Source organism: Stenotrophomonas acidaminiphila, from assembly GCF_001431595.1.
GTDB lineage: Bacteria > Pseudomonadota > Gammaproteobacteria > Xanthomonadales > Xanthomonadaceae > Stenotrophomonas > Stenotrophomonas acidaminiphila.
The window spans coordinates 22,365-48,330 of record NZ_LDJO01000021.1 but is presented as its reverse complement, the minus strand read 5'-3'; the positions used below and the strand labels follow the sequence as shown (position 1 = coordinate 48,330).

19 protein-coding genes are annotated in these 25,966 nt (G+C 69.3%); 14 read left to right on the top strand and 5 right to left on the bottom strand.

What is annotated here, in order from left to right; all coding sequences use genetic code 11:
- Window positions 1-146: 146 nt before the first annotated feature.
- The 3 genes from ABB33_RS06370 to ABB33_RS06360 form a co-directional block, all read right to left on the bottom strand.
- On the bottom strand, window positions 147-3,266 hold the full coding sequence (locus ABB33_RS06370) for an efflux RND transporter permease subunit (protein WP_056931572.1): 3,120 nt from the start codon (window positions 3,264-3,266) through the stop codon (window positions 147-149).
- Window positions 3,263-6,499 (bottom strand): efflux RND transporter permease subunit, encoded by a 3,237-nt coding sequence (locus ABB33_RS06365; RefSeq protein ID WP_056931543.1) that lies wholly within the window; start codon window positions 6,497-6,499, stop codon window positions 3,263-3,265. The genes ABB33_RS06370 and ABB33_RS06365 overlap by 4 nt, the downstream gene beginning before the upstream one ends.
- A 164-nt stretch (window positions 6,500-6,663) precedes the next feature.
- Entirely contained in the window at window positions 6,664-7,911 is a 1,248-nt protein-coding gene (locus ABB33_RS06360; RefSeq protein ID WP_056931542.1) for an efflux RND transporter periplasmic adaptor subunit, read from the bottom strand.
- 212 nt (window positions 7,912-8,123) lie between these two features.
- Between ABB33_RS06360 and ABB33_RS06355 the strand changes: the two genes are divergently transcribed.
- The 7 genes from ABB33_RS06355 to ABB33_RS06325 all read left to right on the top strand — a co-directional run bounded on the left by ABB33_RS06355 (window position 8,124) and on the right by ABB33_RS06325 (window position 16,745).
- Window positions 8,124-9,437 carry an amidohydrolase gene (locus ABB33_RS06355; RefSeq protein WP_152984986.1) on the top strand — a complete coding sequence of 438 codons (1,314 nt, stop codon included), beginning with the start codon at window positions 8,124-8,126 and terminating at the stop codon, window positions 9,435-9,437.
- A gap of 209 nt (window positions 9,438-9,646) precedes the next feature.
- Window positions 9,647-10,459, top strand: coding sequence for an NADPH-dependent 7-cyano-7-deazaguanine reductase QueF (gene queF / locus ABB33_RS06350; protein ID WP_056931540.1), 813 nt, complete (start codon window positions 9,647-9,649; stop codon window positions 10,457-10,459).
- Window positions 10,460-10,563: 104 nt separating this feature from the next.
- Window positions 10,564-10,863, top strand: coding sequence for a LysM peptidoglycan-binding domain-containing protein (locus ABB33_RS06345; RefSeq protein WP_054661482.1), 300 nt, complete (start codon window positions 10,564-10,566; stop codon window positions 10,861-10,863).
- A gap of 43 nt (window positions 10,864-10,906) precedes the next feature.
- Window positions 10,907-11,395, top strand: a complete 489-nt coding sequence (locus tag ABB33_RS06340; RefSeq protein WP_054661485.1) for a hypothetical protein — start codon at window positions 10,907-10,909, stop codon at window positions 11,393-11,395.
- Between the two features lie 326 nt (window positions 11,396-11,721).
- A complete protein-coding gene (locus tag ABB33_RS06335; protein WP_056931539.1) occupies window positions 11,722-13,947 on the top strand; it encodes an NADP-dependent isocitrate dehydrogenase in 2,226 nt (741 codons plus the stop codon).
- Between the two features lie 150 nt (window positions 13,948-14,097).
- A complete protein-coding gene (gene aceK / locus ABB33_RS06330) occupies window positions 14,098-15,816 on the top strand; it encodes a bifunctional isocitrate dehydrogenase kinase/phosphatase (protein ID WP_054661491.1) in 1,719 nt (572 codons plus the stop codon).
- Window positions 15,817-15,875: 59 nt separating this feature from the next.
- Complete coding sequence (locus ABB33_RS06325; RefSeq protein ID WP_056931538.1) at window positions 15,876-16,745, top strand: energy transducer TonB; 870 nt, start codon at window positions 15,876-15,878, stop codon at window positions 16,743-16,745.
- A gap of 75 nt (window positions 16,746-16,820) precedes the next feature.
- Here ABB33_RS06325 and rho read toward each other — a convergent pair whose 3' ends face one another.
- On the bottom strand, window positions 16,821-18,545 hold the full coding sequence (gene rho, locus ABB33_RS06320) for a transcription termination factor Rho (RefSeq protein ID WP_056931537.1): 1,725 nt from the start codon (window positions 18,543-18,545) through the stop codon (window positions 16,821-16,823).
- Between the two features lie 221 nt (window positions 18,546-18,766).
- On the bottom strand, window positions 18,767-19,096 hold the full coding sequence (trxA, locus tag ABB33_RS06315) for a thioredoxin TrxA (protein WP_054661500.1): 330 nt from the start codon (window positions 19,094-19,096) through the stop codon (window positions 18,767-18,769).
- Between the two features lie 197 nt (window positions 19,097-19,293).
- Here trxA and rhlB point away from each other — a divergent pair, with 197 nt between their 5' ends.
- The 7 genes from rhlB (at window position 19,294) to ABB33_RS06280 (ending at window position 25,958) form a co-directional block, all read left to right on the top strand.
- Window positions 19,294-20,979 (top strand): ATP-dependent RNA helicase RhlB, encoded by a 1,686-nt coding sequence (rhlB, locus tag ABB33_RS06310; RefSeq protein ID WP_056931536.1) that lies wholly within the window; start codon window positions 19,294-19,296, stop codon window positions 20,977-20,979.
- Between the two features lie 100 nt (window positions 20,980-21,079).
- A complete protein-coding gene (locus ABB33_RS06305; RefSeq protein WP_054661506.1) occupies window positions 21,080-21,766 on the top strand; it encodes a cell division ATP-binding protein FtsE in 687 nt (228 codons plus the stop codon).
- Complete coding sequence (gene ftsX / locus ABB33_RS06300; protein ID WP_056931535.1) at window positions 21,763-22,740, top strand: permease-like cell division protein FtsX; 978 nt, start codon at window positions 21,763-21,765, stop codon at window positions 22,738-22,740. The genes ABB33_RS06305 and ftsX overlap by 4 nt, the downstream gene beginning before the upstream one ends.
- Window positions 22,741-22,747: 7 nt before the next feature.
- A complete protein-coding gene (locus ABB33_RS06295) occupies window positions 22,748-23,590 on the top strand; it encodes a response regulator (RefSeq protein WP_054661512.1) in 843 nt (280 codons plus the stop codon).
- Window positions 23,587-24,321, top strand: a complete 735-nt coding sequence (gene ung / locus ABB33_RS06290) for a uracil-DNA glycosylase (protein WP_054661515.1) — start codon at window positions 23,587-23,589, stop codon at window positions 24,319-24,321. Before ABB33_RS06295 ends, ung begins: the two co-directional genes overlap by 4 nt.
- Window positions 24,322-24,502: 181 nt before the next feature.
- Window positions 24,503-25,378, top strand: a complete 876-nt coding sequence (gene rpoH, locus ABB33_RS06285) for an RNA polymerase sigma factor RpoH (RefSeq protein WP_054661518.1) — start codon at window positions 24,503-24,505, stop codon at window positions 25,376-25,378.
- Window positions 25,379-25,556: 178 nt separating this feature from the next.
- The gene (locus ABB33_RS06280; protein ID WP_056931534.1) at window positions 25,557-25,958 is read left to right on the top strand and encodes a GFA family protein; all 402 of its coding nucleotides are present in this window, start codon (window positions 25,557-25,559) and stop codon (window positions 25,956-25,958) included.
- Window positions 25,959-25,966: the final 8 nt, after the last annotated feature.

Sequence of the window (25,966 nt, the reverse complement as noted above, 5' to 3'; positions counted from 1 at the left end):
GGAACCCGCGCGTACAAACCGCACGCAGCCGTTGGCCGGGGTGACGGCTGCGCCGCAGCGATGGAGATTCCCGTCGTGCCGTGCAATGCCCGGCAGAGACCTTCCCGGCTACGCTCCAGCAGAACGTAGCCGCGTGCGGGAGACGATCAGGCCCGCGCGATCCGCCGCTGGCTTCTGCGCTCGCGGCGGCGCGCGCGCCAGCTGCGCCAGTGCTGCTGCAGGCAGGAGAAGATCACGTACAGCGCCGGTGTGCTGAGCAGGGTCAGGCTCTGCGAGATCAGCAGGCCGCCGATCATCGCGATGCCCAGCGGGCGGCGCAGTTCCGAGCCTTCGCCCAGGCCGATCGCCAGCGGCAGCGCCGCCAGGATCGCCACCATCGTGGTCATCATGATCGGGCGGAAGCGCACGATGCTGGCTTCGCGCACCGCTTCGGCCGGCGACATGCCGTGTTCGCGCTGCGCCACCAGGGCGAAGTCGATCATCATGATCGCGTTCTTCTTGACGATGCCGATCAGCAGCACCAGGGCGATGGTCGAGATCACCGACAGGTCGGTGCTGGTCACCCACAGCGCCAGCAGCGCGCCCATGCCGGCAGCCGGCAGGGTGGACAGGATCGTCACCGGGTGCACCAGGTTCTCGTACAGCATGCCCAGCACGATGTAGACCGTGGCGATGGCGGCGATGATCAGCATCAGCATCGCGGCCGGGTCCAGCGCCTGGCGGAAGCCACCGGGTTCGGCCTGGCGGATGTCTCCGGGCATGCGCAGGCCGTCGATGGCGGCCTTGACGATGGCATCGCCTTCGCCGCTGCTGACGCCGGGCGCCAGGTTGTAGCTCAGGTCCATCACCGTGTACTGGTTCTGGTGGGTCACCTGCGACGGCGCCAGCCCGGGTTCCTGGTGGGCGAAGGCGGTGAGCGGGATCATCTGGCCACTGCTGGAGGCCACGTACACGTCGTCGATCGCCGCCGGACTGCCGGTCTGTTCCGGCAGCGCGTTCACCACCACGCCGTACTGGTTGAGATCGGCATAGATGGTGGAGATCTGGCGTTGGCCGAAGGCGCCGTACAGCGCACCGTCGATGGCGCCGATGCTCACCCCCAGGCGCGAGGCCTTCTCGCGGTCGATGACGATCTTCTGCATCAGCCCGCCCTTGTCCACGTCCGAGCCGACGTCGCGCAGCTTCGGGTTCTGCTTCAGCACCTCGACCAGCTTCGGCAGCCATTCGGCCAGCTGCGCGGCATCGTTGCCCTGCAGGGTGACCCGGTTCTGCGCGCCCTGGCCACCCCCGCCGCCGCCGTCGGAAGGCAGGTCCTGGATGGCGCGCAGGCGCACGTCCAGGTCCGGGAACTGCGCCGCCTTGGCGCTGAGCCGGGCCACGACCAGGCTGGTCGGCTCGCGCCGCCCCTCGGCCATCGTCCTGAGCTCGATGTTGAACTGCGCGCTGCTGCCCTGGCGGCTGGAACCCAGCCGCGAGCCGACCATCTTCACCGCCGGGTCGGCCAGGAACATGTCGCTCAGGCGCCGCTGGCGCTGGCTCATCTCGTTGAAGGACACCGTGGCGCTGGAGCTGGCGCGGCCCCAGATCAGGCCGGTGTCCTGCTCGGGGAAGTTGCCCTTGCCGACCGCGCCGGCCAGGTAGAACGTGGCCACGATCAGCAGCAGCGGGGTGAGCGCCAGCAGCAGCGCATGGCGCAGCGAGAAATCCAGCGCCACCGTGTACACCTTCAGCATGCCGCCGTGCACGCGGTCGAGCAGGCGGTGGGTGCGCGACTCGCGCACGTGCGCCTCGTGCGGCTGCAGGAAGCGCGCGCACAGCGCCGGGGTCAGGGTCAGCGACACCAGTGCCGACACCATGATCGCCGCCACCAGGGTCAGGGTGAACTCGCGGAAGAACGCGCCGAGCATGCCCTGGGCGAAGATGATCGGCAGGAACACCGCCACCAGCGAGGCGGTGATGGAGACGATGGTGAAGCCGATCTCGCGCGCGCCGGCCATCGCCGCCTGCATGCGCGGTATGCCGGCGTCCAGGTGGCGCATGATGTTCTCGATCACCACGATGGCGTCGTCGACGACGAAGCCGATGGCGATGACCAGCGCCAGCAGGGTCAGGTTGTTGAGGGTGAAGCCCAGCGTCATCATCACCACCGCCGCGCCGGCCAGCGACAGCGGCACGGTGACCGCGGCGATCAGCGTCGGCGCCAGCCGGCGCAGGAACAGCGCCATGGTCAGCACCACCATCGCCAGGCTGATCATCAGGGTGATCTGCACCTCGGCCAGCGACGCGCGGATGGTCGGGGTGCGGTCGAAGTAGGGGGTGAGCGTGGTGCCGGCATCGAGATGGCTGGACAGTGCCGGCATCTCCGCCTTGACCCGGTCCACGGTCGCCACCAGGTTGGCGCCGCTGCGCAGGTACACGTACATCAGCACGCCGCGCCTGCCGTTGAACCAGGCCGCCTGGAACGCGTCCTGCTGGCCGTCGTAGACGGTGGCGATGTCCTTCAGCCGCACCACCGCGCCGTCGTGGCTGGCGATGGCGATGTTGGCGAAATCGGCCGCCTTGCGCACCTGGTCGTTGAGGACGATGGCGGTCTGGCTGCGGCCGTCGTCGAGGAAGCCCAGCGGCGAGGCCACGTTGGCCGCGCGCATGGCGTTGCGCAGGTCGTCCGGGCTCAGCCCCAGCGCGTTCATCGCGCGCAGGTTGAGGTCCACCCGCACCGCCGGGGTCGAGGCGCCGGCGATGTCCACCTGCGATACCCCGGGCAGCTGCCGCAGGCGTTGGGCCAGCAGCGAGTCGGCTAGGTTGTAGAGCTGCGCGACCGACTGCGTGTCCGAGGTCAGCGACAGCGCGATCACCGGGTCGTCGTTGGGGTTGGCCTTCTGGTAGGTGGGCGTGTTGATGCCGGCCGGCAGGTCGGCCATGGCGGCATTGATCGCCGCCTGCACGTCCTGCGCCGCCGCGTCGATGTCGCGGCTGGTGTCGAACATCAGGAACACCATGCTGCGGCCGTCGCTGCTGCTCGAGCGCATGGTGCTGATGCCGGGCACCTGGCCGAGGTGGCGCTCCAGCGGCGCGGTGACGGTGGCGGCCATGGTGTCGGCGTCGGCGCCGATGTTGCTGGCCTGCACGAAGATCACCGGGATCGACAGGTTCGGCAGCGCCGCAACGCCCAGCCGCAGGTAGCACAGCAGCCCGGCGAAGAACAGGCCGATGGCCAGCAGGCTGATGCCGATCGGGCGCTTGATGAAGGGCGCGGAGATGTTCATGCCGTGCGCTTGCCGGCCGCCTGCAGGCGTGCGGCGGCGCGACGCTCGCGGCGCCGCGCGGCCCACTCGGAGAACCGCTCGAAGTACAGGTAGATCACCGGCGTGGTGTACAGCGTGACCAGCTGCGAGAGCAGCAGGCCGCCGACGATGGCCACGCCCAGCGGGCGCCGCAGTTCCGAGCCGATGCCGGTACCCAGCGCCAGCGGCAGCGCGCCGAGCATGGCCGCGGCGGTGGTCATCATGATCGGGCGGAAGCGCAGCAGGCAGGCGCGGCGGATCGCGTCGAACGCGTTCATGCCGGCACGCTGCGCGTCCAGCGCGAAGTCGATCATCATGATCGCGTTCTTCTTGACAATGCCGATCAGCAGCACGATGCCGACGATGCCGTCCACCGACAGGCTCATCCCGCACAGGTACAACGCCAGCAGCGCGCCGACGCCGGCCGGGGGCAGGGTGGAGATGATGGTCAACGGGTGGATCCAGCTCTCGTAGAGCACGCCCAGCACGATGTAGATCACCGCGATGGCGGCCAGCAGCAGCAACACCACGTCGGTCTGGCTGCTGGAGAACTCGGCGGCGGTACCGACGAACTGCGCCTGCGTCTGCGATGGCAGCTGCAGCGCTGCCACGGCCTTGTTGATCGCCGCCACGCCTTCGGACAGCGAGTAGCCCGGGGCCAGGTTGAACGAGATCGTCGCCGACGGCAGCTGCTGCTGGTGGCTGACGATCAGCGGCGCGGTCCCCGGGGTGGCGGTGGCGATGGCCGACAGCGGGATGCTGCCGCCGGCGCCCAGCGCGATGCCGGTGTTGCTGTTGCCGATGCCGGTGGCGGTGGAGGAGTTGCTGGAGCTGACCTGGCCCAGGGTGGTGGCGTTGCTGCCGGTCAGCGCGCCGCTGCCGTTGCTGCCGATCGCCAGCTGGTTCATCAGCGCGTCGGCGGTGCGGAACTCCGGCGCCACCTCCAGCACCACGCGGTACTGGTTGAGCTGGGTGAAGATGGTGGAGATCTGGCGCTGGCCGTAGGCGTCGTACAGGGTGTCGTCGATGGTCTGCATCGGCACGCCGTAGCGGCTGGCCTTGTCGCGGTCCACCTCCACGTGCAGGGCGCGGCCGTGGTCGGCCAGGTTGTTGTCGACGTCGGCCAGCTCCGGCAGGCGGCGCAGCGCGTCGGTGACGCGCGCGGCCTGCTCGGCCAGCTCCCGGCTGTCCATGTCCGACAGCGAGAACTGGTAGGCGGTGGCAGCCACGCGTGTGTCCAGGGTCACGTCCTGCACCGGCTTGAGGTACAGCGCGACGCCGGGGATGTGCGCGGCGGCGGCCTGCAGCCGCGGCAGGATCGTGTCCAGGCTGCCGCGCTCGCCGCGATCCTTGAGCACGATGTTCAGCTGGCCCTGGTTGAGCGTGGGGTTCATCGAGCCGGCGCCGATGTAGGCGGCCACGCCGGTGACCGCCTCGTCCTGGCGCAACGCCTCGGCCACGGCCCGGGTGCGCTGCTGCATCTGCTCGAAGGCCACGTTCTGGTCGGCGATCACCACGCCGGTGACCATGCCGGTGTCCTGGTCGGGCAGCAGGCCCTTGGGAATGGCGATGTACAGCAGCACGGTCAGCACCACCGAGCCCAGGGCGATGCCCAGGGTCATGCGCTGGTGGCGCAGCACCCAGTCCAGGCTGGATTCGTACAGGTGCACCAGCCGCGACCACGCCGTCACCTTGCCCTGCGCGGCGGCGCGCTCGTGGGCATCGTCGCCCTCGGGCAGCGCGTCGGGCTTGAGCAGGTAGGCGCACATCATCGGGGTGAGAGTCAGCGAGATGAGCATCGAGATCGCCACCGCGATCGACAGCACCCAGGCGAACTCGTGGAACAGGCGGCCGGTGACGCCCGGCATCAGGATCAGCGGCAGGAACACCGCGATCAGCGACACCGTCAGCGACAGCACGGTGAAGCCGATCTCCTTCGCGCCGGTCTCGGCGGCATCCTGGCCGTCCTTGCCCTGCTCGATGTAGCGCACGATGTTCTCGATCATCACGATCGCGTCGTCGACCACGAAGCCGGTGGCCACGGTCAGCGCCATCAGCGACAGGTTGTCCAGCGACATGCCGGCGAAGGCCATCACCCCGAAGGTGCCCAGCAGCGACAGCGGCACCGCCACCGACGGGATCACCGTGGCCCACAGCCGGCGCAGGAACACGAAGATCACCGCCACCACCAGGCAGATGGTGAGCACCAGGGTGAACTGCACGTCGTGCACCGAGGCGCGGATGGTCACGGTGCGGTCGGAGAACACGTCCAGCTTCACGTCCGCCGGCAGCATGCCCTGCAGGCCGGGGAGGATCTGGCGGATGTTCTGTACGGTCTTGACGATGTTGGCGCCGGGCTGGCGCCGCACTTCCAGCAGCACCGCCGGCTTGCCGTCGGCCCAGGCCGCGATCTGGTCGTTCTCCACCCCGTCGACCACGCTGGCCACGTCGCGCAGACGCACCGGCGCGCCGTTGCGGTAGCGCACGATGATGTCGTTGTAGTCGGCCGCGTCGCTGAGCTGGTCGTTGGTGGACAGTGTGTAGCTCTGGGTCTTGCCGTTGAGCGAGCCCTTGGGTGCGTTGACGTTGGCCTGGGTCAGCGCGCTGCGCAGGTCTTCCAGGGTCATGCCCATGTTGGCCAGCTGCGCCGGGTTGGCCTGGATGCGCACGGCCGGGCGCACGTTGCCGGCGATCGACACCAGGCCGACGCCGTCCACCTGCGACAGGCGCTGGGCCAGCACCGAATCGGCCAGGTCGTTGACCTCGCGCAGCGGGCGCGTGTCCGAGGCCAGTTTCAGGGTCAGGATCGGCGCATCGGCCGGGTTCACCCGGTTGTAGACCGGCTGGTACGGCAGCGAGCCGGGCAGGGTGGCCTGGCGGATCGCCGCCTGCACGTCCTGCGCGGCGGTGTCGATGTCGCGCTCCATCGAGAACTGCAGCACGATGCTGGACAGGCCGGCCGAGGAGTCGGAGGTCATCAGGTCCAGGCCGGAAATCTGGCCCAGCTGCCGCTCCAGCGGCGTGGTCACCAGCGAGGCCATGGTCTGCGCACTGGCGCCGGGGTACTGCGTGGTGACCACCAGGCTGGGTGCCTCGATCTCGGGCAGGGCCGAAACCGGCAGGCGCTGGTAGCCGAGGATGCCGAGCAGCATCAGCCCGACCATCAGCAGCGAGGTGGCGATGGGGCGGCGGATGAAGAGAGTCGAGAAGCCCACGGTCGATTCCTGTGGTGAGAGTGTGCGCGGTGCGGGGCGGTCAGGACCTGCCCACGCTCCCGCCGCGCGCGTCGCGTGGCCCGTGCGGGGTGCTCACGCATGCGTACATGCCCGGTGCCTGCACCGTGGTATCGCGCGCCAGCGGCCGTGGCGCGCGCGCGGCCTCAGCGCGGGCCACGACCACCCCGGCCGCCGCCGCGCTTCTCGCTGGCGGCCTTCAACTGCGCCTCGGTCGGCTCCGGCGGTGCCTGGCCCGGTTGCAGCGGAATGACCTTGACGCCTTCCTTGAGCCGGAACTGGCCCTCGGTGACCACCTTGTCGCCCGGCTGCAGGCCCTTGCTGATGACCACGTAGCTGTCGTCGACCTGGCCGCCCTGCACCACGTCGCGCAGGGTGACGGTGTTGTCGGGCTTGACCAGGTAGACGAAATCGCCGGTGCTGCTGCGCTGCACGGCCTCGGCCGGCACCACCACCGCGCCGGGCAGCTCGTCGAGCTTCATGCGCACGTTGACGAACTGGCCCGGCCACAGCGCCTTGTCGGCGTTGGGGAACTCGGCGCGCAGGCGGAAGGTGCCGCTGGTGGCGCTGATCTGGTTGTCCACCACCTGCAGCTTGCCGTCGGCGTTGACCACGCTGCCGCCGGCGCGGTCCAGCGTCGCCGCTTCCAGTGGCCCCTTGCCCTGCGCCGCGCGCACCGCGTCCAACTGCTGTTCGGGCAGGTTGAACAACACGTAGATCGGCTGCAGCTGGGTGAGGGTGACGATCGCCGTGCCGGCGCCGACGACGTTGCCCGGGTCGACCGCGCGGATGCCGGCCACGCCGTCGATGGGCGAGACGATGCGGGTGTAGCCCAGCTGCACCCTGCTCTGGTTGGCCGTGGCCTGGGCCGCGGCCACCGCCGCCTGGTACTGGGCCACCTGGTTGCGCAGGGTGGTCAGATCGGTCTGCGCCACGTACTGGCGGTAGGCCTCGGAATTGGAACGTTCGTAGTTGGACTGGGCGGTGGCCAGCAGGGCCTGGTTCTGGCGCTGGCTGGCGAGGGCCTGGTCGTACTGGGCCTGGAAGGTACGCGGGTCGATCCGGGCGAGCAGGTCGCCCTTCTTCACCGACTGCCCTTCCTTGAAATCGACGCTCAACAGCTCGCCACCGACCTGCGGGCTGACCGTGACCGTGTTGTAGGCGGCCACCGTGCCCTGCGCGGTGACATACACCGGCACGTTCCTGCGCTCGGCCGCCACCGCGGTGACCGGCACCGGGTCGCGCGCCCTGTCGCCGCCGCCCCGGCCGCCGCCCGCGCCCTCGGCCTGTGCCGCGCCCCCGGCCTGTTTGCCGCCTCCCATCATCCGGTAGCCGATTCCCGCCACCAGCAGGATGGCGATGACGAGCAGCACGATCTTCCAGAAACGCGACATGCAAAAACTCCCGATGAACCGATGGGCGAAGGGGCGGGCACAACGGCGCAGAGCATAACGCCGGGCCATGACAGCGGCTGCATGACCGATGGGCCACGCGCTCTGACCGGCATGGGGGGTGAACGGTTCCGCGCGGCATCGGTTGACACTCGTCGCCCTGGTTCGTTTGCCCTACATTCACCTCTCGATTGCCGACGAGGAATGCCTGGATGATCCGCAAGACCGTTCTGTTGACCGCGCTGTCGTGCGCCCTGGCCCCCGCGGCCGCGCTGGCCGCCGACGCCCAGCGCCCGGAGGTCGAGGCCGCCGCCGCGCGCCTGCAGCACCAGGTGGTGGAGTGGCGCCGCGACTTCCACCAGCATCCGGAGCTGTCCAACCGCGAGGCGCGCACCGCCGCCAAGGTCGCCGAGCGCCTGCGCGCGATGGGCCTGCAGCCGAAGACCGGGGTGGCCGTGCACGGCGTGGTGGCGGTCATCAAGGGCGGCCTGCCGGGCCCGAAGATCGCCCTGCGCGCGGACATGGACGCGTTGCCGGTGACCGAGCAGACCGGGCTGCCGTTCGCCTCCACCGCCACCGCCGAGTACCGCGGCGAGAAGGTCGGGGTGATGCATGCCTGCGGCCACGACGCCCACACCGCCACCCTGCTCGGCGTGGCCGATGCGCTGATGGCGATGCGCGACAAGCTGCCGGGCGAGGTGATGCTGATCTTCCAGCCGGCCGAGGAGGGCGCGCCGCCGCCGGAGCAGGGCGGCGCCGAGCTGATGCTCAAGGAAGGGCTGTTCAAGGACTTCAAGCCGGAGGCGGTGTTCGGCCTGCATGTGTTCTCCAGCGTCCAGGCCGGGCAGATCGCCGTGCGCGGCGGCCCGCTGATGGCCGCCTCCGACCGCTTCTCCATCACCGTCAACGGCCGCCAGACCCATGGTTCGGCGCCATGGAACGGCATCGACCCGATCGTCGCCGCCTCCGACCTGATCGGGACCGCGCAGACCATCGTCAGCCGCCGCGCCAACCTGTCCAGGCAGCCGGCGGTTCTGACCTTCGGCGCGATCAAGGGCGGCATCCGCTACAACATCATCCCCGACGCGGTGGAGATGGTCGGCACCATCCGCACCTTCGACCCGGACATGCGCCGGCAGATCTTCGCCGACCTGCGCAACGTCGCCGAGCACACCGCCGCCGCGCACGGCGCCACCGCCACCACCGACATCTACGAGAAGGACGGCAACCCGGCCACGGTCAACGACCCGGCGCTGACCGCGCGCATGCTGCCCAGCCTGCAGGCGGTGGTCGGCAAGGACAACGTCTACGAGCCGCCGCTGCAGATGGGCTCGGAGGACTTCTCGCTGTATGCGCAGCAGGTGCCGGCGATGTTCTTCTTCGTCGGCTCCACCGGCGCCGGCATCGACCCGGCCACCGCGCCCAGCAACCACTCGCCGAAGTTCCTGCTCGACGAGAAGGCGCTGGACGTGGGGCTGCGCGCGCTGCTGCAGGTGTCGCTGGACTACCTGCACGGCGGCGCCGGCTGAGCCCCGGCCGGCCTTGCCCGGGCTATTCGACGGCGCGCGCGGCCGGCTCGCCGCGCCGCCGTCCTGGCGGGCGGTCACTGACGGCGGCCCGCGGCCGCCACTCCAGGTTCCGGTGGGCGGCATGGCCCGCCGACGCCGACGCCGGCGTGTGAGGGGGCGGCGGCAGGCGGTGCAGCCACGGCTCACCTGACAACTCCTACAATCCGCGCATGAATAACCCCCACGATTCCAGCCTCGGCCGCGAGGTCGCCTACCCCTCGCAGTACGACCCGGGGCTGCTGTTCCCGATCCCGCGGGCCACCGCGCGCGCCGAGATCGGCCTCGCCGCCGCGCTGCCGTTCGTCGGCCAGGACCGCTGGCATGTCTATGAGCTGGGCTGGCTGGACATGCGCGGCAAGCCGTGCGTGGCCACCGCGACGCTGTGGGTGCCTGCGGCCTCGCCCAACCTGGTCGAATCCAAGTCGCTCAAGCTCTACCTGAACTCACTCAACGCGGCGCGTTTCGCCAGCGCCGCCGACGTGCGCGCACGCATCGCCGCCGACCTGTCCGCCTGCGCCGGGGCCGGGGTCACGGTCGAGTTCGGCCTGCCGCCGGTGGCCGACGCCGAAGGCGAGAGCATCGACGGCCTGGAGCTGGACATCGACCACTATGGCCCGCCGCAGGCCGGCTTCCTGCACGCCGATGGCGGCGAGGCGGTCGCCGAGACGCTGGTCTCGGCCCTGCTCAAGTCCAATTGCCCGGTCACCGGCCAGCCCGACTGGGCCAGCGTGAGCATCCGCTACGCGGGCCCGCGCATCGATCGCGGCGGCCTGCTGCGCTACCTGGCCAGCTACCGCGACCACGCCGAGTTCCACGAACAGTGCGTGGAGCGCATCTTCCTCGACCTGGTACGCCACTGCGGTTGCCATTCGCTGGACGTGGAGGCGCGCTACACGCGCCGCGGCGGGCTGGACATCAACCCGCGCCGGTCGACCGCCGACTTCGCCGCCGGGCACCGTCCGTTCCGCGACCCACGCCAGTAATCCGGCCCGGGTACCCGGTGGGTATACGCCGGCTTTACGCCGGCGCGATGGTTCCTTAACGCGGCCGGTGCAATGGTGACAGCCAGCCGAGGAGGAACGACCCGATGAGCAATGACAAAAAGGCCGATTTTTCGGATGTGACGTCCACCGTGGACAGCACCGCCGCCGTCGCGCCGAAGGCCGATTTTTCCGATGTGACCGCGCGGGTGGATTCCACCGCGCAGATCGCGGGCGAACAACAGTACACGGTGCAGAAGGGCGACAGTCTTTCCCGGATCGCCAAGCACCTGTTGGGCGACGCCAATGCCTGGAAGCAGATCTTCGAGGCCAACCGCGATGTCCTTTCCGACCCCGACAAGATCTTTCCCGGGCAGACCCTGAAGATTCCCCCGCGCCAGGGTTGAGGCCACCAGGCCCAGCGCCTTTTCCCACATTCCGGAGCATCCCATGAAGAAGACTTCGTTCAGCAGTGTTTTGATGATCACCCTGGCCGGCACCCTGGCCGTGGCCGGTTGCAAGAAGAATGAAGAGGCCGCGCCGCCGCCGATGGAAAGCACCCCGGCGCCGGCACCGATGAGCGAGCCGGCACCGCCGCCGCCGGCCGCGCCGGCGGTCAGCGTCACCTCGATCACCGTCGGCACCACCGCCGCTGCCGACAAATCGGTAACCCCGGTGGCCATGATCGGCGGCAAGGACAAGATCATCGTGTCGGTGAAGACCGACGGCGCCGCGACCAACGCCACCCTGGCTGCCAAGCTCACCTACCAGGACGGGCAGGTGGCCGGCGAGCAGAGCGCCGCGCTCACCACCAGCGGTGCGGAGACCACCAATATCGAGTTCAGCAAGGCAAGCGCATGGCCCGCCGGCAAGTACCGCGTGGACGTGACCCTGGATGGCCAGCCGGCCGGCACCACCCAGGAGTTCGAAGTGAAGTAGCAAGCGGCAGCCACCTGTCGCCCTCTCTCCCGACAGGTGCAGGCCATGGGCGCAGTCGCAGGACTGCGCCCTTTTTTGTTGCCGCGTCAGCGCCGCTGGTGCGTGTGGATGGCGATGCCCGGGTTGACGACGGCGCCAGCGCCTTGGCCTGCCGCTGCGCGCCCGCGCTGCGCACCCCGGCTGATGCATGCCACATGAGCAGATGCAATGAGCCGGCGTGGCGGCGCGTTGCCGCGACCGTACCGGCCCGTTTTGCCGGAACCGTCACGACGCGCGACAATGCGGTGCTGAGTCCCTGCCTTTACTTCCGACGGAAACCATCCCCCATGTCCGATACGCCGAAGATCATCTACACGCTCACCGACGAAGCCCCGTTCCTGGCGACGCAGTCGCTGCTGCCGATCATCGATGCGTATGCCACCACCGCCGGCATCGCGGTGGAGACCCGCGACATCTCGCTCTCCGGCCGCATCCTGTCGCAGTTCCCGGACTACCTGCAGGACGGGCAGAAGATCAGCGACGATCTGGCCGAGCTCGGCGAGCTGGCGACCCGTCCGGAAGCCAACATCATCAAGCTGCCCAACATCAGCGCCTCGGTGCCGCAGCTCAAGGCCGCGATCAAGGAACTGCAGGACCAGGGCTACGCGCTGCCGAACTACCCGGATGCACCGGCCGACGACGTCGCGCGCGACATCAAGGCGCGCTACGACAAGGTCAAGGGCAGCGCCGTCAACCCGGTGCTGCGCGAGGGCAACTCCGATCGCCGCGCGCCGCTGTCGGTCAAGAACTACGCCCGCAAGCACCCGCACCGCATGGGCGCGTGGAGCAGCGACTCGAAGTCGCACGTCGCGCACATGGATGACGGTGATTTCTACGGCAGCGAGAAGTCGGCCACGCTGGCCGGCGCCGGCAGCCTGAAGATCGAGCTGGTGCAGGACGATGGCCGGACCGTGGTGCTCAAGGACAAGACCGCGGTCAAGGCCGGCGAGATCGTCGACGCCTCGGTGATGTCGCGCCGCGCGCTGGCCGCGTTCGTCGCCGCGCAGATCGCCGATGCCCGCGCCCAGGGCGTGCTGTTCTCGCTGCACCTGAAGGCGACCATGATGAAGGTCTCCGACCCGATCATGTTCGGCGTGGTGGTCGAGGAGTTCTACAAGGACGTGCTGGGCAAGTATGCCGCCGAGCTCAAGCAGGCCGGCTTCGACCCGAACAACGGCATCGGCGACCTGTACGCGCGCCTGCCGTCGCTGCCTGAGGCCACCCAGGAAGCGATCAAGGCCGACATCGCCGCCGAGTACGCCAAGCGCCCGGCGGTGGCGATGGTCAACTCCGACAAGGGCATCACCAACCTGCACGTGCCCAGCGACGTGATCGTCGACGCCTCGATGCCGGCGATGATCCGCGACTCCGGCCGCATGTGGAATGCCGAAGGCAAGCTGCAGGACACCAAGGCGCTGATCCCCGACCGCTGCTACGCCGGCGTCTACCAGGCGGTGATCGAGGACTGCAAGGCGCATGGCGCGTTCGACCCGGCGACCATGGGCAGCGTGCCCAACGTCGGCCTGATGGCGCAGAAGGCCGAGGAATACGGCAGCCACGACAAGACCTTCCAGATCCCGGCCGACGGCACCGTGCGCGTCAGCGACGAGGCCGGCAACGTGGTGTTCGAGCACAAGGTCGAGGCCGGCGACATCTGGCGCATGTGCCAGGCCAAGGACGCGCCGATCCAGGACTGGGTCAAGCTGGCGGTCAGCCGCGCGCGCCTGAGCAACACCCCGGCCGTGTTCTGGCTGGACGCCAACCGCGCGCATGACGCGCAGATGATCGCCAAGGTCGAGAAGTACCTGAAGGACCACGATACCCAGGGCCTGGACATCCGCATCCTGTCGCCGGTGGAGGCCACGAAGTTCTCGCTGGAGCGCATCCGCAAGGGCCAGGACACCATCTCGGTGACCGGCAACGTGCTGCGCGACTACCTCACCGACCTGTTCCCGATCCTGGAGCTGGGCACCAGCGCCAAGATGCTGTCGATCGTGCCGCTGATGGCCGGTGGCGGCCTGTTCGAGACCGGCGCCGGCGGTTCGGCGCCGAAGCACGTGCAGCAGTTCGTCGAGGAGGATTACCTGCGCTGGGATTCGCTGGGCGAGTTCCTGGCCCTGGCCGCCTCGCTGGAACACCTTGCCCAGCGCTACGACAACAAGGCCGCCGCGGTACTCGCCAAGGCACTGGACCAGGCCAACGGCACCTTCCTCGACAACGACCGCTCGCCGGGCCGCAAGCTGGGCACCATCGACAACCGCGGCAGCCACTTCTACCTGGCCATGTACTGGGCGCAGGCGCTGGCCGCGCAGGACGAGGACGCCGCATTGAAGGCGAAGTTCGCGCCGCTGGCCAAGGCGCTGGCCGACAACGAGCAGAAGATCGTCGAGGAACTGGTCGCGGTGCAGGGCAAGGCCGTGGACATCGGCGGCTACTACCGCCCGGACCTCGGCAAGACCAGCCGGGCGATGCGCCCGAGCGCGACCCTCAACGCCGCGCTGGCCGCGCTCTGATCGCACCCGCCGCGGTGGTTTGACCCCGGACCCGCATCGCCCTGGCGATGCGGGTTTTTTGCGTCCCGCGCCCGCGCGTCCACGCCGCCAGGGCGCGTGCCAGTCCGGTGCGGTAGGGTGGGGGCCGGCGCCCCGACTCCTCCACTGCCGATGCCTGCCACCGAATCCGCCCACGCCATCGCCGCCTGCATCCACGACGGCTTCGAGGACTACCACGCCCGGTTTGCCGCCATCACCCGGCGCGCACGCGGGCGTTTCGAGCAGCGCGACTGGGTGGCGGCACGCCAGGATGCGGTCGAGCGCATCGCGCTCTACGACCTGTGCATCGGCGAGTGCATGGCGCGCCTGCAGGGCATCGCCGGCGGACGGCCCGGCCGCGAGGCCTGGGTGCAGGTGCGCGCGGCCTTCGCCACGCGGGTCGCCGGGCTGATCGACGGCGAACTGTACAAGACCTTCTACAACACCCTGACCCGGCGCCTGTTCGCCACCCGCGGGGTGGATGATGCCATCGAATTCATGGCGCTCGAGATCGAGCCGTCGGACGCCATCACCCACCCGGTGGCGCGGCACGTCTATACCGTTTCCGAGGCGCGCCCGGCCGAGGCTTTCGAGCGCATGCTGGCCGACTACCGCTTCGACGTGCCCTACCGGCACCGGCTGCGCTGCGCCGCGGCCATCGCCGTGCGCCTGCACGATGACCTCGCCCACTGGGGCCCGAACCCGGTGCGTGCCATCGAACTGCTGGACACCGTGTTCTACCGCGAACGCCGCGCCTACCTGGTCGGGCGCGTGTTCGGCGAGCATCGCTTCTCACCCTGCGTGATCGCGCTGGTCAACGACGGCGACGATGGCCTGCGCGCCGAGGCAGTGCTCAGCGGGCGCCGCGACGTTGCGCACCTGTTCGGCGTGTCGCGCAGCTATTTCCAGGCCGACCTGCCCACCGTCGCCGACGCGGTGGTGTTCCTGCGCAGCCTGCTGCCGGGCAAGCCGGTGGACGAGATCTACACCGTGCTCGGCCGCGCCAAGCAGGGCAAGACCGAGCGCTACCGCACCTTCTTCCGCCATTTCCAGCAGCACCCGGACGAGCGGCTGGTGCAGGCCGAAGGCACCCCGGGCATGGTGATGGCGGTGTTCACCCTGCCCAGTTACCCGCTGGTGTTCAAGCTGATCCGCGACCGCTTCGCCTGGCCCAAGACGGTCAGCCGCCAGGACGTGGAGGACCGTTACGCGCTGGTGTTCAACCTGGATCGCATCGGCCGGCTGCTGGACGCGCAACCCTACCGCCACCTGCGCTTTCCGCTGGCCCGCTTCGCCCCCGAGCTGCGCCAGGAGCTGCTGGACAGCTGCGCGCGCAGCGTGCGGGTCGAAGGCGATGACCTGGTGATATCGCTGTGTTACGTGCAGCGGCGGTTCCGCCCGCTCAACCTGTACCTGCGCGAACAGACCCCCCAGGCCGCGCGCGCGGCGGCGCTGGACTACGCGCAGGCCATCACCGACATGGCGCGCAACGACATCTTCCCCGGCGACATGCTGCTGAAGAACTTCGGTGTCTCGCGCCATGGCCGCGTGGTGTTCTACGACTACGACGAACTGTGCCGGGTCGGCGACTGCACGTTCCGCGACTGGCCGCAGCCGCGCGATGCCGCCGAAGCCCTGGCCGCGGAGCCGTGGTTCCATGTCGCGCCCAACGACGTGTTCCCCGAGCGCTTCCCGTTGTTCATGGGCCTGCCGCGTCCGCTGATGGAGGCGGTGCGCGAGGCGCACGGCGACCTGTTCGACCCCCGCTGGTGGCGCGGCCTGCAGGCCGCCTTCGCCCGCGGCGAATTCCCCGATACCCCGCCCTACCCACGCGCACTGCGGCTGGCGTGAACATCGCCGCCGGAGGCGCTACAGTCGCGTCCTGGACATGGAGTGGCAAGGAGAGCGTCATGCTGAATTCGTTGCGTCGCGGGGCCGTGCTGGCTGCGTTGCTGTTGGTGACTGTTGCCGCGTCGGCCGCCGGGCCGGGGGCGGTGCGCAAGCAGGCCGAGATGGGCATGCAGCTGTCCGGGCAGATCGATATCGCGCCCGATGGCAGCGTGGAGGCGGTGCGGCTGGACCAGCAGGACCGGCTGAGCGCGGAGCTGGCCCGTTTCGTGCGCAGCTCGGTGATGGGCTGGGCCTTCGTTCCGGTGGTCCGCGACGGCAAGCCGGTCGCCGCGCGTTCGCCGTTGATGCTGCGCCTGGTCGGCAGGAAGCTGGAAGACGGCAGCATCCAGGTGGCCATCCGCAGTGCCACCTTCGAGGCCTACGATCCGGAAAGCCGGAGCGCGGTCACCGCCTTGAAGATGACGCCGCCAAGCTACCCGCGCTCGATGTACGAGGTGGGGGCGCAGGGCAATGTCTACCTGGTCCTCAAGGTCGGGCGCGATGGCCGCGTCGCGGACGCGTACGTGGAACAGGTCAACATGACCGTGGTGGCCAGCGAGGGCCAGATGCGCCGGTTCCGCCAGGTGCTGGGTGGCAATGCACTGGCCGCGGCGCGCAAGTGGGAGTTCCGTGTACCGGTCGAAGGCGAGGACGCGGACGCGCAGCACTGGAACGTGCGCATGCCGGTGCGCTATGCGATGGTCGACCAGGGCCGATCATTGCCGGACGAGTACGGCACGTGGCAGGCCTACATCCCCGGACCGCGCGAACGCGCGCCATGGATCAGCGACGAGGACTGGGAGAACGGTTCGGACGCGCTGGCCGACGGTGGCGTCTACATGGCCGGCCGCGGCGGCGGGCCCAAGCTGCTGACGCCGCTGGAGGGCTGAGCGCGCCGGTTGCGCCAGCCACGAAAAAGCCCCGCGTTCGCGGGGCTTTTTCGTTACAGCGGTTCCGGCGGGAAATCAGCGCTTCATCGAACCGAAGAACTCGTCGTTGGACTTGGTGTTCTTCATCTTGTCGAGCAGGAATTCCATCGCCGCGATTTCGTCCATCGGGTGCAGCAGCTTGCGCAGGATCCAGATCTTCTGCAGCAGCTCCGGCTCGATCAGCAGGTCTTCGCGGCGGGTGCCGGAACGGTTGATGTCGATGGCCGGGTACACGCGCTTCTCGGTGATGCGGCGGTTCAGGTGCACTTCGCTGTTGCCGGTGCCCTTGAACTCTTCGTAGATCACCTCGTCCATCTTCGAGCCGGTCTCGACCAGCGCGGTGGCGATGATGGTCAGCGAGCCGCCTTCCTCGACGTTGCGCGCGGCGCCGAAGAAGCGCTTCGGGCGGTGCAGGGCATTGGCGTCCACGCCACCGGTCAGCACCTTGCCGGAGCTGGGCACGACATTGTTGTAGGCACGCGCCAGGCGGGTGATCGAATCCAGCAGGATCACCACGTCCTTCTTGTGCTCGACCAGGCGCTTGGCGCGCTCGATCACCATTTCGGCCACCTGCACGTGGCGTGCGGCCGGCTCGTCGAAGGTCGAGGAGACCACTTCGCCGCGCACGGTGCGCTGCATCTCGGTCACTTCTTCCGGGCGCTCGTCCACCAGCAGCACGATCAGGTGCACTTCCGGGTGGTTGGTGGTGATGGCCGTGGCGATCTGCTGCATCATCATCGTCTTGCCCGCCTTGGGCGGGGAGACGATCAGCGCGCGCTGGCCCTTGCCCTGCGGTGCCATCAGGTCGAGGATGCGGCCGGTGATGTCTTCCGAGGAGCCGTTGCCGCGTTCCAGGGTGAAGCGCTTGCGCGGGAACAGCGGGGTCAGGTTCTCGAACAGCACCTTGTTCTTCGACGCTTCGATCGGCTCGCCGTTGATGGTGTCGACGATGTTCAGCGCGAAGTAGCGCTCGCCGTCCTTCGGGAAGCGGATGCGGCCGGCGATGTGGTCGCCGGTGCGCAGGTTGAAGCGGCGGATCTGGCTGGGCGAGATGTAGGTGTCGTCGGGACCGGCCAGGTAGCTGGCCTCGGCCGCACGCAGGAAGCCGAAGCCGTCGGGCAGGATTTCCAGCACGCCGTCGGCGGCCACGCCCTCGCCATGGCGGGTCAGCACCTTGAGCAGGGCGAAGATCACGTCCTGCTTGCGGGCGCGGGCCACGCCGTCGGTGATCTGCAGCTGCTCGGCGATCTCCAGCAGCTTGTGCGCCGGCATCTTCTTCAGATCGCTCAGCGAATAGACCGGAAAACCCTCCGGCACCGACGGGTGCGGGCGCGGCACGAAGGTCTCGTTGCCGTTGTCGCCGGGCAGGCCGTCGTCGCGGAAGCGGTCGCGGTTGCGCTCACGGCGGTTGCGGAAGCGGTCGCGGCGATTGCCCTGACCCTGGCCCTGACCTTGCTGATTCTGCGGGTTCTGCTGGCCATGGCGCTGGGCGTTGTTGTTGCCGTCGCGCGGCTCGCCGCCTTCCTGGCCACCGTGCGGGTTGCCGGCCGGCGCGGACGCCTGGCCTTCGTTGCCCGGGGCCGGAGCGGCCGGGGCGGGGGAAGCGTCGCCGGCCGGCAGCGGCAGGGCGGACTGGGCCGGGGCGGAAGCGGGGCTGCTGCTGTCGGCGGCCTCGGCGGCCTTGGCGACACGCGGCTTGCGCACGCGCTTCTCGACGGGCGCGTCGGCGCTCCCGGTTTCGGAAGGAGTGTTCTCGGACAAGTGCTTGATTCCTCTCGCTGACGTGCGAGCGCCTGACAGGGCGGCGAACTGGTTGGGAATGATCCGGACGAGAACCCGGCCGGAGGGTGCGGCAGGCCAAAGCTGCCGGATGCGGCGACACTAACACCGCCGCGCACGGCGGTGCAAGGTGGCGGGAAACGCCCGTTGGGCCGCGGTAAGGCTGGCCCGGAGCCGGCGGCCACGGCCGCCGGCGGGAGGGATCAGGCCAGCGCCTTGTCGATCATCTGGCTCAGCTGGCCCTTGCCGACGGCGCCGATCTGGGTGGCCTGGATCTGGCCATCCTTGAACAGCAGCAGCATCGGGATCGAGCGCACGTGGTACTTGACCGCGGTCGCGCGGTTGTCGTCGACGTTGAGCTTGGCGATCTTCAGCTTGCCGTCGTAGGCGTCGGCCAGTTCGTCCAGCACCGGCGAGATCATCTTGCAGGGGCCGCACCATTCGGCCCAGAAGTCCACCAGCACCGGGGTGTCGGACTGCAGCACGGCGGCGTCGAAATCGGCATCGCCGACGTGTAGAACCTTATCGCTCACTTGAGGAGTCTCCTGGGGCAATGCGACGGCCCATGCCGGGTTGGCTGCCGCATTGCGCTAAACTGGGGCATTGCGCGGACCTAAAGGCTTGGCCTTGCGTCGCGCGACCCGGCGCAGGGGCCGCAGTGTGCGACGGTGCCCGATACGATGCAAGCCGCCCGGCCAACCTGGCCGGCTGGCACTACCAAGACCAAATAATGAGCGACAAACCGCTGACTGATGTGACCTTTTCCTCCTTCGAGCTGCACCCGGCGCTGTTGGCCGGGTTGGAAGGAGCCGGATTCACCCGCTGTACCCCGATCCAGGCATTGACCCTGCCGGTGGCCCTGCCTGGCGGCGACGTCGCCGGCCAGGCGCAGACCGGCACCGGCAAGACGCTCGCGTTCCTGGTGGCGGTCATCAACCGGCTGCTGATCCGGCCGGCGCTGGCCGACCGCAAGCCGGAGGATCCGCGCGCGCTGATCCTGGCGCCGACCCGCGAGCTGGCCATCCAGATCCACAAGGACGCGATGAAGTTCGCCTCCGACTCGGGCCTGCGTTTCGCCCTGGTCTACGGTGGCGTCGACTACGACAAGCAGCGCGAGCTGCTGCAGAAGGGCGTGGACGTGATCATCGCCACCCCGGGCCGCCTGATCGATTACGTCAAGCAGCACAAGGTGGTCTCGCTGCATGCCTGCGAGATCTGCGTGCTGGACGAAGCCGACCGCATGTTCGACCTGGGCTTCATCAAGGACATCCGCTTCCTGCTGCGGCGCATGCCCGAGCGCACCACCCGCCAGACCCTGCTGTTCTCGGCCACCCTCAGCCATCGCGTGCTGGAGCTGGCCTACGAGCACATGAACGAGCCGCAGAAGCTGGTGGTGGAGACCGAGACCGTCACCGCCGAACGCGTGCGCCAGCGCATCTACTTCCCGGCCGACGAGGAGAAGCTGCCGCTGCTGCTGGGCCTGCTCTCGCGCAGCGAAGGCGCCCGCACCATGGTGTTCGTCAACACCAAGATGTTCGTCGAGCGCGTGGCGCGTTCGCTGGAGAAGGCCGGCTACCGCGTCGGCGTGCTGTCCGGCGACGTGCCGCAGAAGAAGCGCGAGAGCCTGCTCAACCGCTTCCAGAAGGGCCAGCTGGAAATCCTCGTGGCCACCGACGTGGCCGCGCGCGGCCTGCACATCGACGGGGTCAAGTACGTCTACAACTACGACCTGCCGTTCGACGCCGAGGATTACGTGCACCGCATCGGCCGCACCGCGCGGCTGGGCGAGGAAGGCGACGCGATCAGCTTCGCCTGCGAGCGCTACGCGATGGGCCTGCCGGACATCGAGGCCTATATCCAGCAGAAGATCCCGGTCGAGCCGGTCACCACCGAGCTGATGACCGCGCTGCCGCGTCCGGAACGCGCGGCGCCGGCCGAAGGCGAGGCCGACGAGAACGAAAGCGTCGGTGCGATCTTCCGCGAGGCGCGCGAAGCCCGTGCCGCGGAGGAAGAGCGCCGCGGTGGCGGCCGCAGCGGTGGTCGCTCCGGCGCTGGCCGTGGCGAACGCCGCGACGGCCAGCGCAAGCCGCGTGGCCCGCGCAAGCCGCGTGTCGAGGGCGAGCAGGTGGTTGCCGCCGCCGAACCGGCCGCGGCCCCGCGTCCGCCGCGTCCGCCACGCGCCGAAGGCGCACCGGAGGCCGCGGTGGAAGGCGAGCGCGCGCCGCGCAAGCGCCGCCGTCGTCGCCATGGGCGTCCGGTCGAAGGTGCTGAAGCCGCCGTCGCCGCGCCCGCGGCTGCATCCGGCAACGGGCCGGTGCAGGTACCGGCCACGCCGATGCGCGCGTCCGGCAATGACAGCGATTCGTTCCTGACCCGCCTGGGCCGCAAGATCCGGCGGATGCTGTCGGGCGATTGATCGATGCGCCGGCCCATGGCCGGCGCTGTCGTCGGCCCGCATCGTTCGCGGCCCTGGCATCGCGATGCACGCCGCGCTTCGGCTCCGGCATAATCGGGGCATGAGCGTCCTGCGTTTCGACAATGTCAGCAAACACTATGCGGGCGGCCACCAGGCGCTGGTGGACGTCAGCTTCGAGGTGGCGGCCGGCGAGATGCTGTTCGTCACCGGCCACTCCGGTGCCGGCAAGAGCACCCTGCTGAAACTGATCCACCTCAGCGAGCGCCCGACCCGTGGCGCCGTGCTGTTCGGCGAGCGCAACCTGCTCAAGGTGCGCGGCGGCAAGGTGGCGCTGCACCGCCGCGAGGTCGGTGCGGTCCACCAGGACCACCGCCTGCTGATCGACCGCAGCGTCGGCGAGAACGTGGCGTTGCCGCTGATCCTGCGTGGCGACCGGCGCGCCGACACCGGCAAGCGGGTGCGCTCGGTGCTCGAACGGATGGGCCTGGGCCATCGCGAGAAGGCGCTGCCCACGCAGTTGTCGGCCGGCGAGCAGCAGCGCGTGGGCATCGCCCGCGCGATCGTCGCCGAACCCCGGTTGCTGGTGGCCGACGAACCGACCGGCAACCTCGACCCGACCCTCGCCGCGGAGATCATGGCCCTGTTCGCCGAACTGCCCGGCCGCGGCACCAGCGTGCTGGTGGTCAGCCACGACCTGCCGCTGCTCAAGCGCATGCGCAAGCGCGTGCTGATCCTCGACCACGGCCGCCTGGTGGACGACATCTCGCCGCAGGACCTGGCCGAATGAGCAGGGACGCGAACAAGGCCGAGGCCGCGAACAAGCTCGCCGCCCATGCCACGCCCGCGCCGTCGCGGCTGCGCGTGTGGTTCGCCCACCACCTGCACAGCGTGGTCTTCAGCCTTGGCCGCGCGCTGCGCAAGCCATGGGCGACGGTGCTGACCGTGGCGGTGATGGCGCTGGCCCTGGCGCTGCCGCTGGGCCTGTCGATCGCGCTGGACAACCTCAAGCTGTTCGCCGGCAGCGTGCAGCAGTCGCGCGACATCAATCTGTTCCTCAAGCCCGAAGTCGACGGCGCCGCCGCGCAGGACGTGGCCGCGAGCCTGCGGTCGCGCGCCGACGTGGCCGGCGTGGTGCTGCGCACGCCCGACGAAGGCCTGGCCGAACTGCGCCAGAGCGCCGGGCTGGGCGAGGCGATCGACGCGCTCGGTGAGAACCCGCTGCCGACGCTGCTGATCGTCACCCCGGCAGGAAACCAGGACATGGCCCTGGCCGAGTCGCTGCAGGCCCTGCCGCAGGCCGACCTGGTCCAGCACGATGCCCTGTGGCGCCAGCGCCTGGACGCCTGGCTCGGGTTCGGCGCGCGCCTGGTGCAGGTGCTGTCGCTGCTGCTGGGGCTGGGGGCGGTGCTGGTGGTCGGCAATACCGTGCGGCTGGACATCCAGGCGCGGCGCGAGGAAATCGGCGTGCTGCAGCTGCTGGGCGCCAGCGACGGCTTCATCCGCCGTCCTTTCGTCTACCTGGGCGCCTGGTACGGCCTGGCTGCGGGTGCGCTGGCATTGGCGCTGATCGGCGCCTGCGGCCTGGCCCTGCGCCCGCCGCTGGCGGCGTTGACCGGCAGTTACGGCAGCGCGTTCACCCTGCATGGGCTCGATGCGCTGCATTCGGGGCTGGTGGTGCTGGGCACGGTGATCCTGGGCTGGCTGGGCGCGTGGCTGGTGACCGGGCACTTCCTCAGGCAGACTCGCCCGACCGATACCTGACACGCGCATGTCCACCCACGAGCTCAAGCATCTGATCAGCGACGCCCCCCGGGTGATGGTGGTCGATGGTTCAAAACTGGTGCGCAAGCTGATCTCCGACGTGTTGCAGCGCGAGCTGCCGGACGTGGAGGTGGTGGGCTGTGCCGGCATCGAGGAAGCGCGCACGGCGCTGGCGACCGGCCCGGTGCACCTGGTCACCACTTCGCTGGCCCTGCCCGACGGCGATGGCCTGGCGCTGGCGCGCAGCGTGCGCGAGGCGGCCGGGCAGGCCTACGTGCCGGTGATCGTGGTGTCCGGCGATGCCCAGCGCCACCTGGAGCAGCGCCGCTTCAACGAATTCGTCACCGATTATTTCGACAAGGCGCTGGGCCACGAGGCGCTGGCGACCTTCATCCGTGGCTACGTGCAGCCCGAGCCGGTGCCCGGCGCGACCGTGCTGTATGTCGAGGACAGCCGGGTGGTGGCCGAGGCCACCAAGCGCATGCTCGAGCGCCACGACCTGCACGTGGTGCACGTGCTCACCGCCGAGGACGCGTTCTCGCTGCTGACCGCCGAATCGCTGGGACGCACCACGCGCCGCATCGACCTGGTGCTCACCGACGTCACCCTCAAGGGCGAGCTCAATGGCCGCGACGTGGTCGAGCGCGTGCGCATCGACTTCGGCTACGGCAAGCGCCGCCTGCCGGTGCTGGTGATGACCGGCGACAGCAACCCGCACAACCAGTCCGCGTTGCTGCAGGCCGGTGCCAACGACCTGGTGCAGAAGCCGATCGAGGAGCGCCTGCTGGTGACCAAGGTGCTGTTCCAGCTGCGCCTGACCCGGCTGGCACAGCCGGCCGCGGCGCTGTGAGCGCGGCACCGAACATCCAGCTCGAACCGGGCTGGAAGGCACGCATCGGCGACTGGCTGCTGCGCCCGGACATGCGCGAGCTGTCGGCCTTCCTGCGCCAGCGCAAGGCCGCCGGTGCGCGGGTGTTCCCGCCGGGGCCGCAGATATTCGCCGCATTCGACGCGACCCCGTTCGAGCAGGTGAAGGTGGTGGTGCTCGGCCAGGATCCGTACCACGGCCTCGGCCAGGCCCATGGCCTGTGCTTTTCGGTGATGCCGGGGGTGCCGGTGCCGCCGTCGCTGCTGAACATCTACAAGGAGCTGGAAGGCGACGGCAACGTCGCGCCGCCGTTCCAGCGCCCGGACCACGGCTGCCTGCTGCCCTGGACGCGGCAGGGGGTGTTGCTGCTCAACGCCGTGCTGACGGTCGAGGAAGGCCGCGCCGGTGCCCACCAGGGCAAGGGCTGGGAGGGTTTCACCGACCATGTGGTCGATGTCCTCAACCGCGAGCGCGAAGGCCTGGTGTTCCTGCTCTGGGGCAGCTACGCGCAGGCCAAGGGCAAGGTCATCGACACCCGCCGCCACCGCGTGCTGAAGGCGCCGCATCCCTCGCCGCTTTCGGCCCACCGCGGCTTCCTCGGCTGCCGCCATTTCTCCCAGGCCAACGAGTACCTGGTGCGTCGTGGCCAGGCGCCGATCGACTGGCGCCTGCCGCCCCGGGCGGCGCTGGACGCCCAGCTCGCCGGCGGCTGAACGGTCGCGGGGTCCTGTCATGCGGCGGAGACCGGCTTCCTGTTAGGCTGGGTTGATGTCCCCGCTGATCCATCCGGGGAGTTTCAGGGGTGCTTCCAGGGTTGTTTTTCAACAAAAATGGAACGCTGGAACTTTTTCTGTACCGGGCAGTCCAATAGTTCGACTGCTAAGATGAGGTCCTATGAGCCAGAACACCTCCACTGCCCTTGTGGCGAACAATCTTCCGATTCCCAGTGCGCTGGGTTCGCTGGATGCCTACATCGGTGCCGTGCACCAGATCCCGGTGCTCTCGGTCGATGAGGAACAGGAACTGGCGCGCCGCTTCCGCGACGAGCAGGACCTGGATGCCGCGCGCGAGCTGGTGCATTCGCACCTGCGTTTCGTGGTGCACGTGGCCCGCGGCTACAACGGCTACGGCCTGCAGCTGGGCGACCTGATCCAGGAAGGCAACATCGGCCTGATGAAGGCGGTCAAGCGCTTCGACCCGGACATGGGCGTGCGCCTGGTCTCCTTCGCTGTGCACTGGATCCGTGCCGAGATGCACGAGTTCATCCTCAAGAACTGGCGCATCGTCAAGGTCGCCACGACCAAGGCGCAGCGCAAGCTGTTCTTCAACCTGCGCAAGTCCAAGACCCGCCTGGGCTGGATGAACGCCGCCGAGGTCAGCGCGGTGGCCCGGGACCTGAACGTCTCCGAGCGCGAAGTGATGGAGATGGAGTCGCGCCTGTCCGGTCGCGACGTCGGTTTCGATGCGCCGTCCGACGAGGACGACGACCATGCACCGCCGTCGCCGGCGGCGTACCTGGTCGCGCGCGACGAAGACCCGTCGCAGGCCTACGAGCGCGAGGACAGCGAGGAAAACCAGCTGCAGTTGCTGCGCGAGGGCCTGGCCAACCTGGACCAGCGTTCGCGCGACATCATCGCCCGCCGCTGGCTCGATGCCGACAGCAAGGTGACGCTGCAGGAGCTGGCCGACGAGTACGGCGTGTCGGCCGAGCGCATCCGCCAGATCGAGGCCAACGCGCTGAAGAAGATGAAGGCGCTGTTCACCGCCTGATCGCCACGCCGCCAGGCTGGCACGCGAAGAGCCCGGGGAAACCCGGGCTTTTTCGTTGCCGCTCGCCGGTACCGGCGCGGACATGCCGGCACCGCCTTGCGGAACCGCGACCGCGGGTGGCTTCGGTGGCGTCGCCGCGGTGTAGATTGCGTGGATGCATCCACGAATGGAGACGACGATGAAGGGAACCTGCCTGTGCGGCGCGGTTGAAGTGGTGGCCGGCGATGCGACGCAGATCGGCCTGTGTCATTGCAGCATGTGCCGGCGCTGGACCGGCGGGCCGTTCTTCGCCGTGCATTGTGACGACAATGTGCAGTTCAGCGGTGCTGCGCTGAAGACCTTCCGCTCCTCGGAGTGGGCCGAGCGCGCGTTCTGCGGTACCTGCGGCAGCACGCTTTACTACCGGCTGGTGCCCGATGGCGAGTACTACGTCTCGGCCGGGCTGTTCCAGGACCAGGCCTTCGAACTGGCCAGCCAGATCTTCATCGACGAGAAGCCGCCGTTCTATGCGCTGGCCAACCAGACGCCGACGCTGACCGGCCAGCAGGTGTTCGAGCAGTTCGCCGGCGGCAACGGCTAGGCCCGTTG

What these genes read in the sequence shown, in the direction of transcription:
- ABB33_RS06370 (WP_056931572.1), bottom strand. Translation starts at nt 3,266, where the DNA reads ATGAACATCTCCGCGCCCTTCATCAAGCGCCCGATCGGCATCAGCCTG.
- ABB33_RS06360 (WP_056931542.1), bottom strand. Translation starts at nt 7,911, where the DNA reads ATGTCGCGTTTCTGGAAGATCGTGCTGCTCGTCATCGCCATCCTGCTG.
- queF (WP_056931540.1), top strand. Translation starts at nt 9,647, where the DNA reads ATGAATAACCCCCACGATTCCAGCCTCGGCCGCGAGGTCGCCTACCCC.
- ABB33_RS06345 (WP_054661482.1), top strand. Translation starts at nt 10,564, where the DNA reads ATGAGCAATGACAAAAAGGCCGATTTTTCGGATGTGACGTCCACCGTG.
- ABB33_RS06340 (WP_054661485.1), top strand. Translation starts at nt 10,907, where the DNA reads ATGAAGAAGACTTCGTTCAGCAGTGTTTTGATGATCACCCTGGCCGGC.
- ABB33_RS06335 (WP_056931539.1), top strand. Translation starts at nt 11,722, where the DNA reads ATGTCCGATACGCCGAAGATCATCTACACGCTCACCGACGAAGCCCCG.
- aceK (WP_054661491.1), top strand. Translation starts at nt 14,098, where the DNA reads ATGCCTGCCACCGAATCCGCCCACGCCATCGCCGCCTGCATCCACGAC.
- ABB33_RS06325 (WP_056931538.1), top strand. Translation starts at nt 15,876, where the DNA reads ATGCTGAATTCGTTGCGTCGCGGGGCCGTGCTGGCTGCGTTGCTGTTG.
- rhlB (WP_056931536.1), top strand. Translation starts at nt 19,294, where the DNA reads ATGAGCGACAAACCGCTGACTGATGTGACCTTTTCCTCCTTCGAGCTG.
- ABB33_RS06305 (WP_054661506.1), top strand. Translation starts at nt 21,080, where the DNA reads ATGAGCGTCCTGCGTTTCGACAATGTCAGCAAACACTATGCGGGCGGC.
- ftsX (WP_056931535.1), top strand. Translation starts at nt 21,763, where the DNA reads ATGAGCAGGGACGCGAACAAGGCCGAGGCCGCGAACAAGCTCGCCGCC.
- ABB33_RS06295 (WP_054661512.1), top strand. Translation starts at nt 22,748, where the DNA reads ATGTCCACCCACGAGCTCAAGCATCTGATCAGCGACGCCCCCCGGGTG.
- rpoH (WP_054661518.1), top strand. Translation starts at nt 24,503, where the DNA reads ATGAGCCAGAACACCTCCACTGCCCTTGTGGCGAACAATCTTCCGATT.
- ABB33_RS06280 (WP_056931534.1), top strand. Translation starts at nt 25,557, where the DNA reads ATGAAGGGAACCTGCCTGTGCGGCGCGGTTGAAGTGGTGGCCGGCGAT.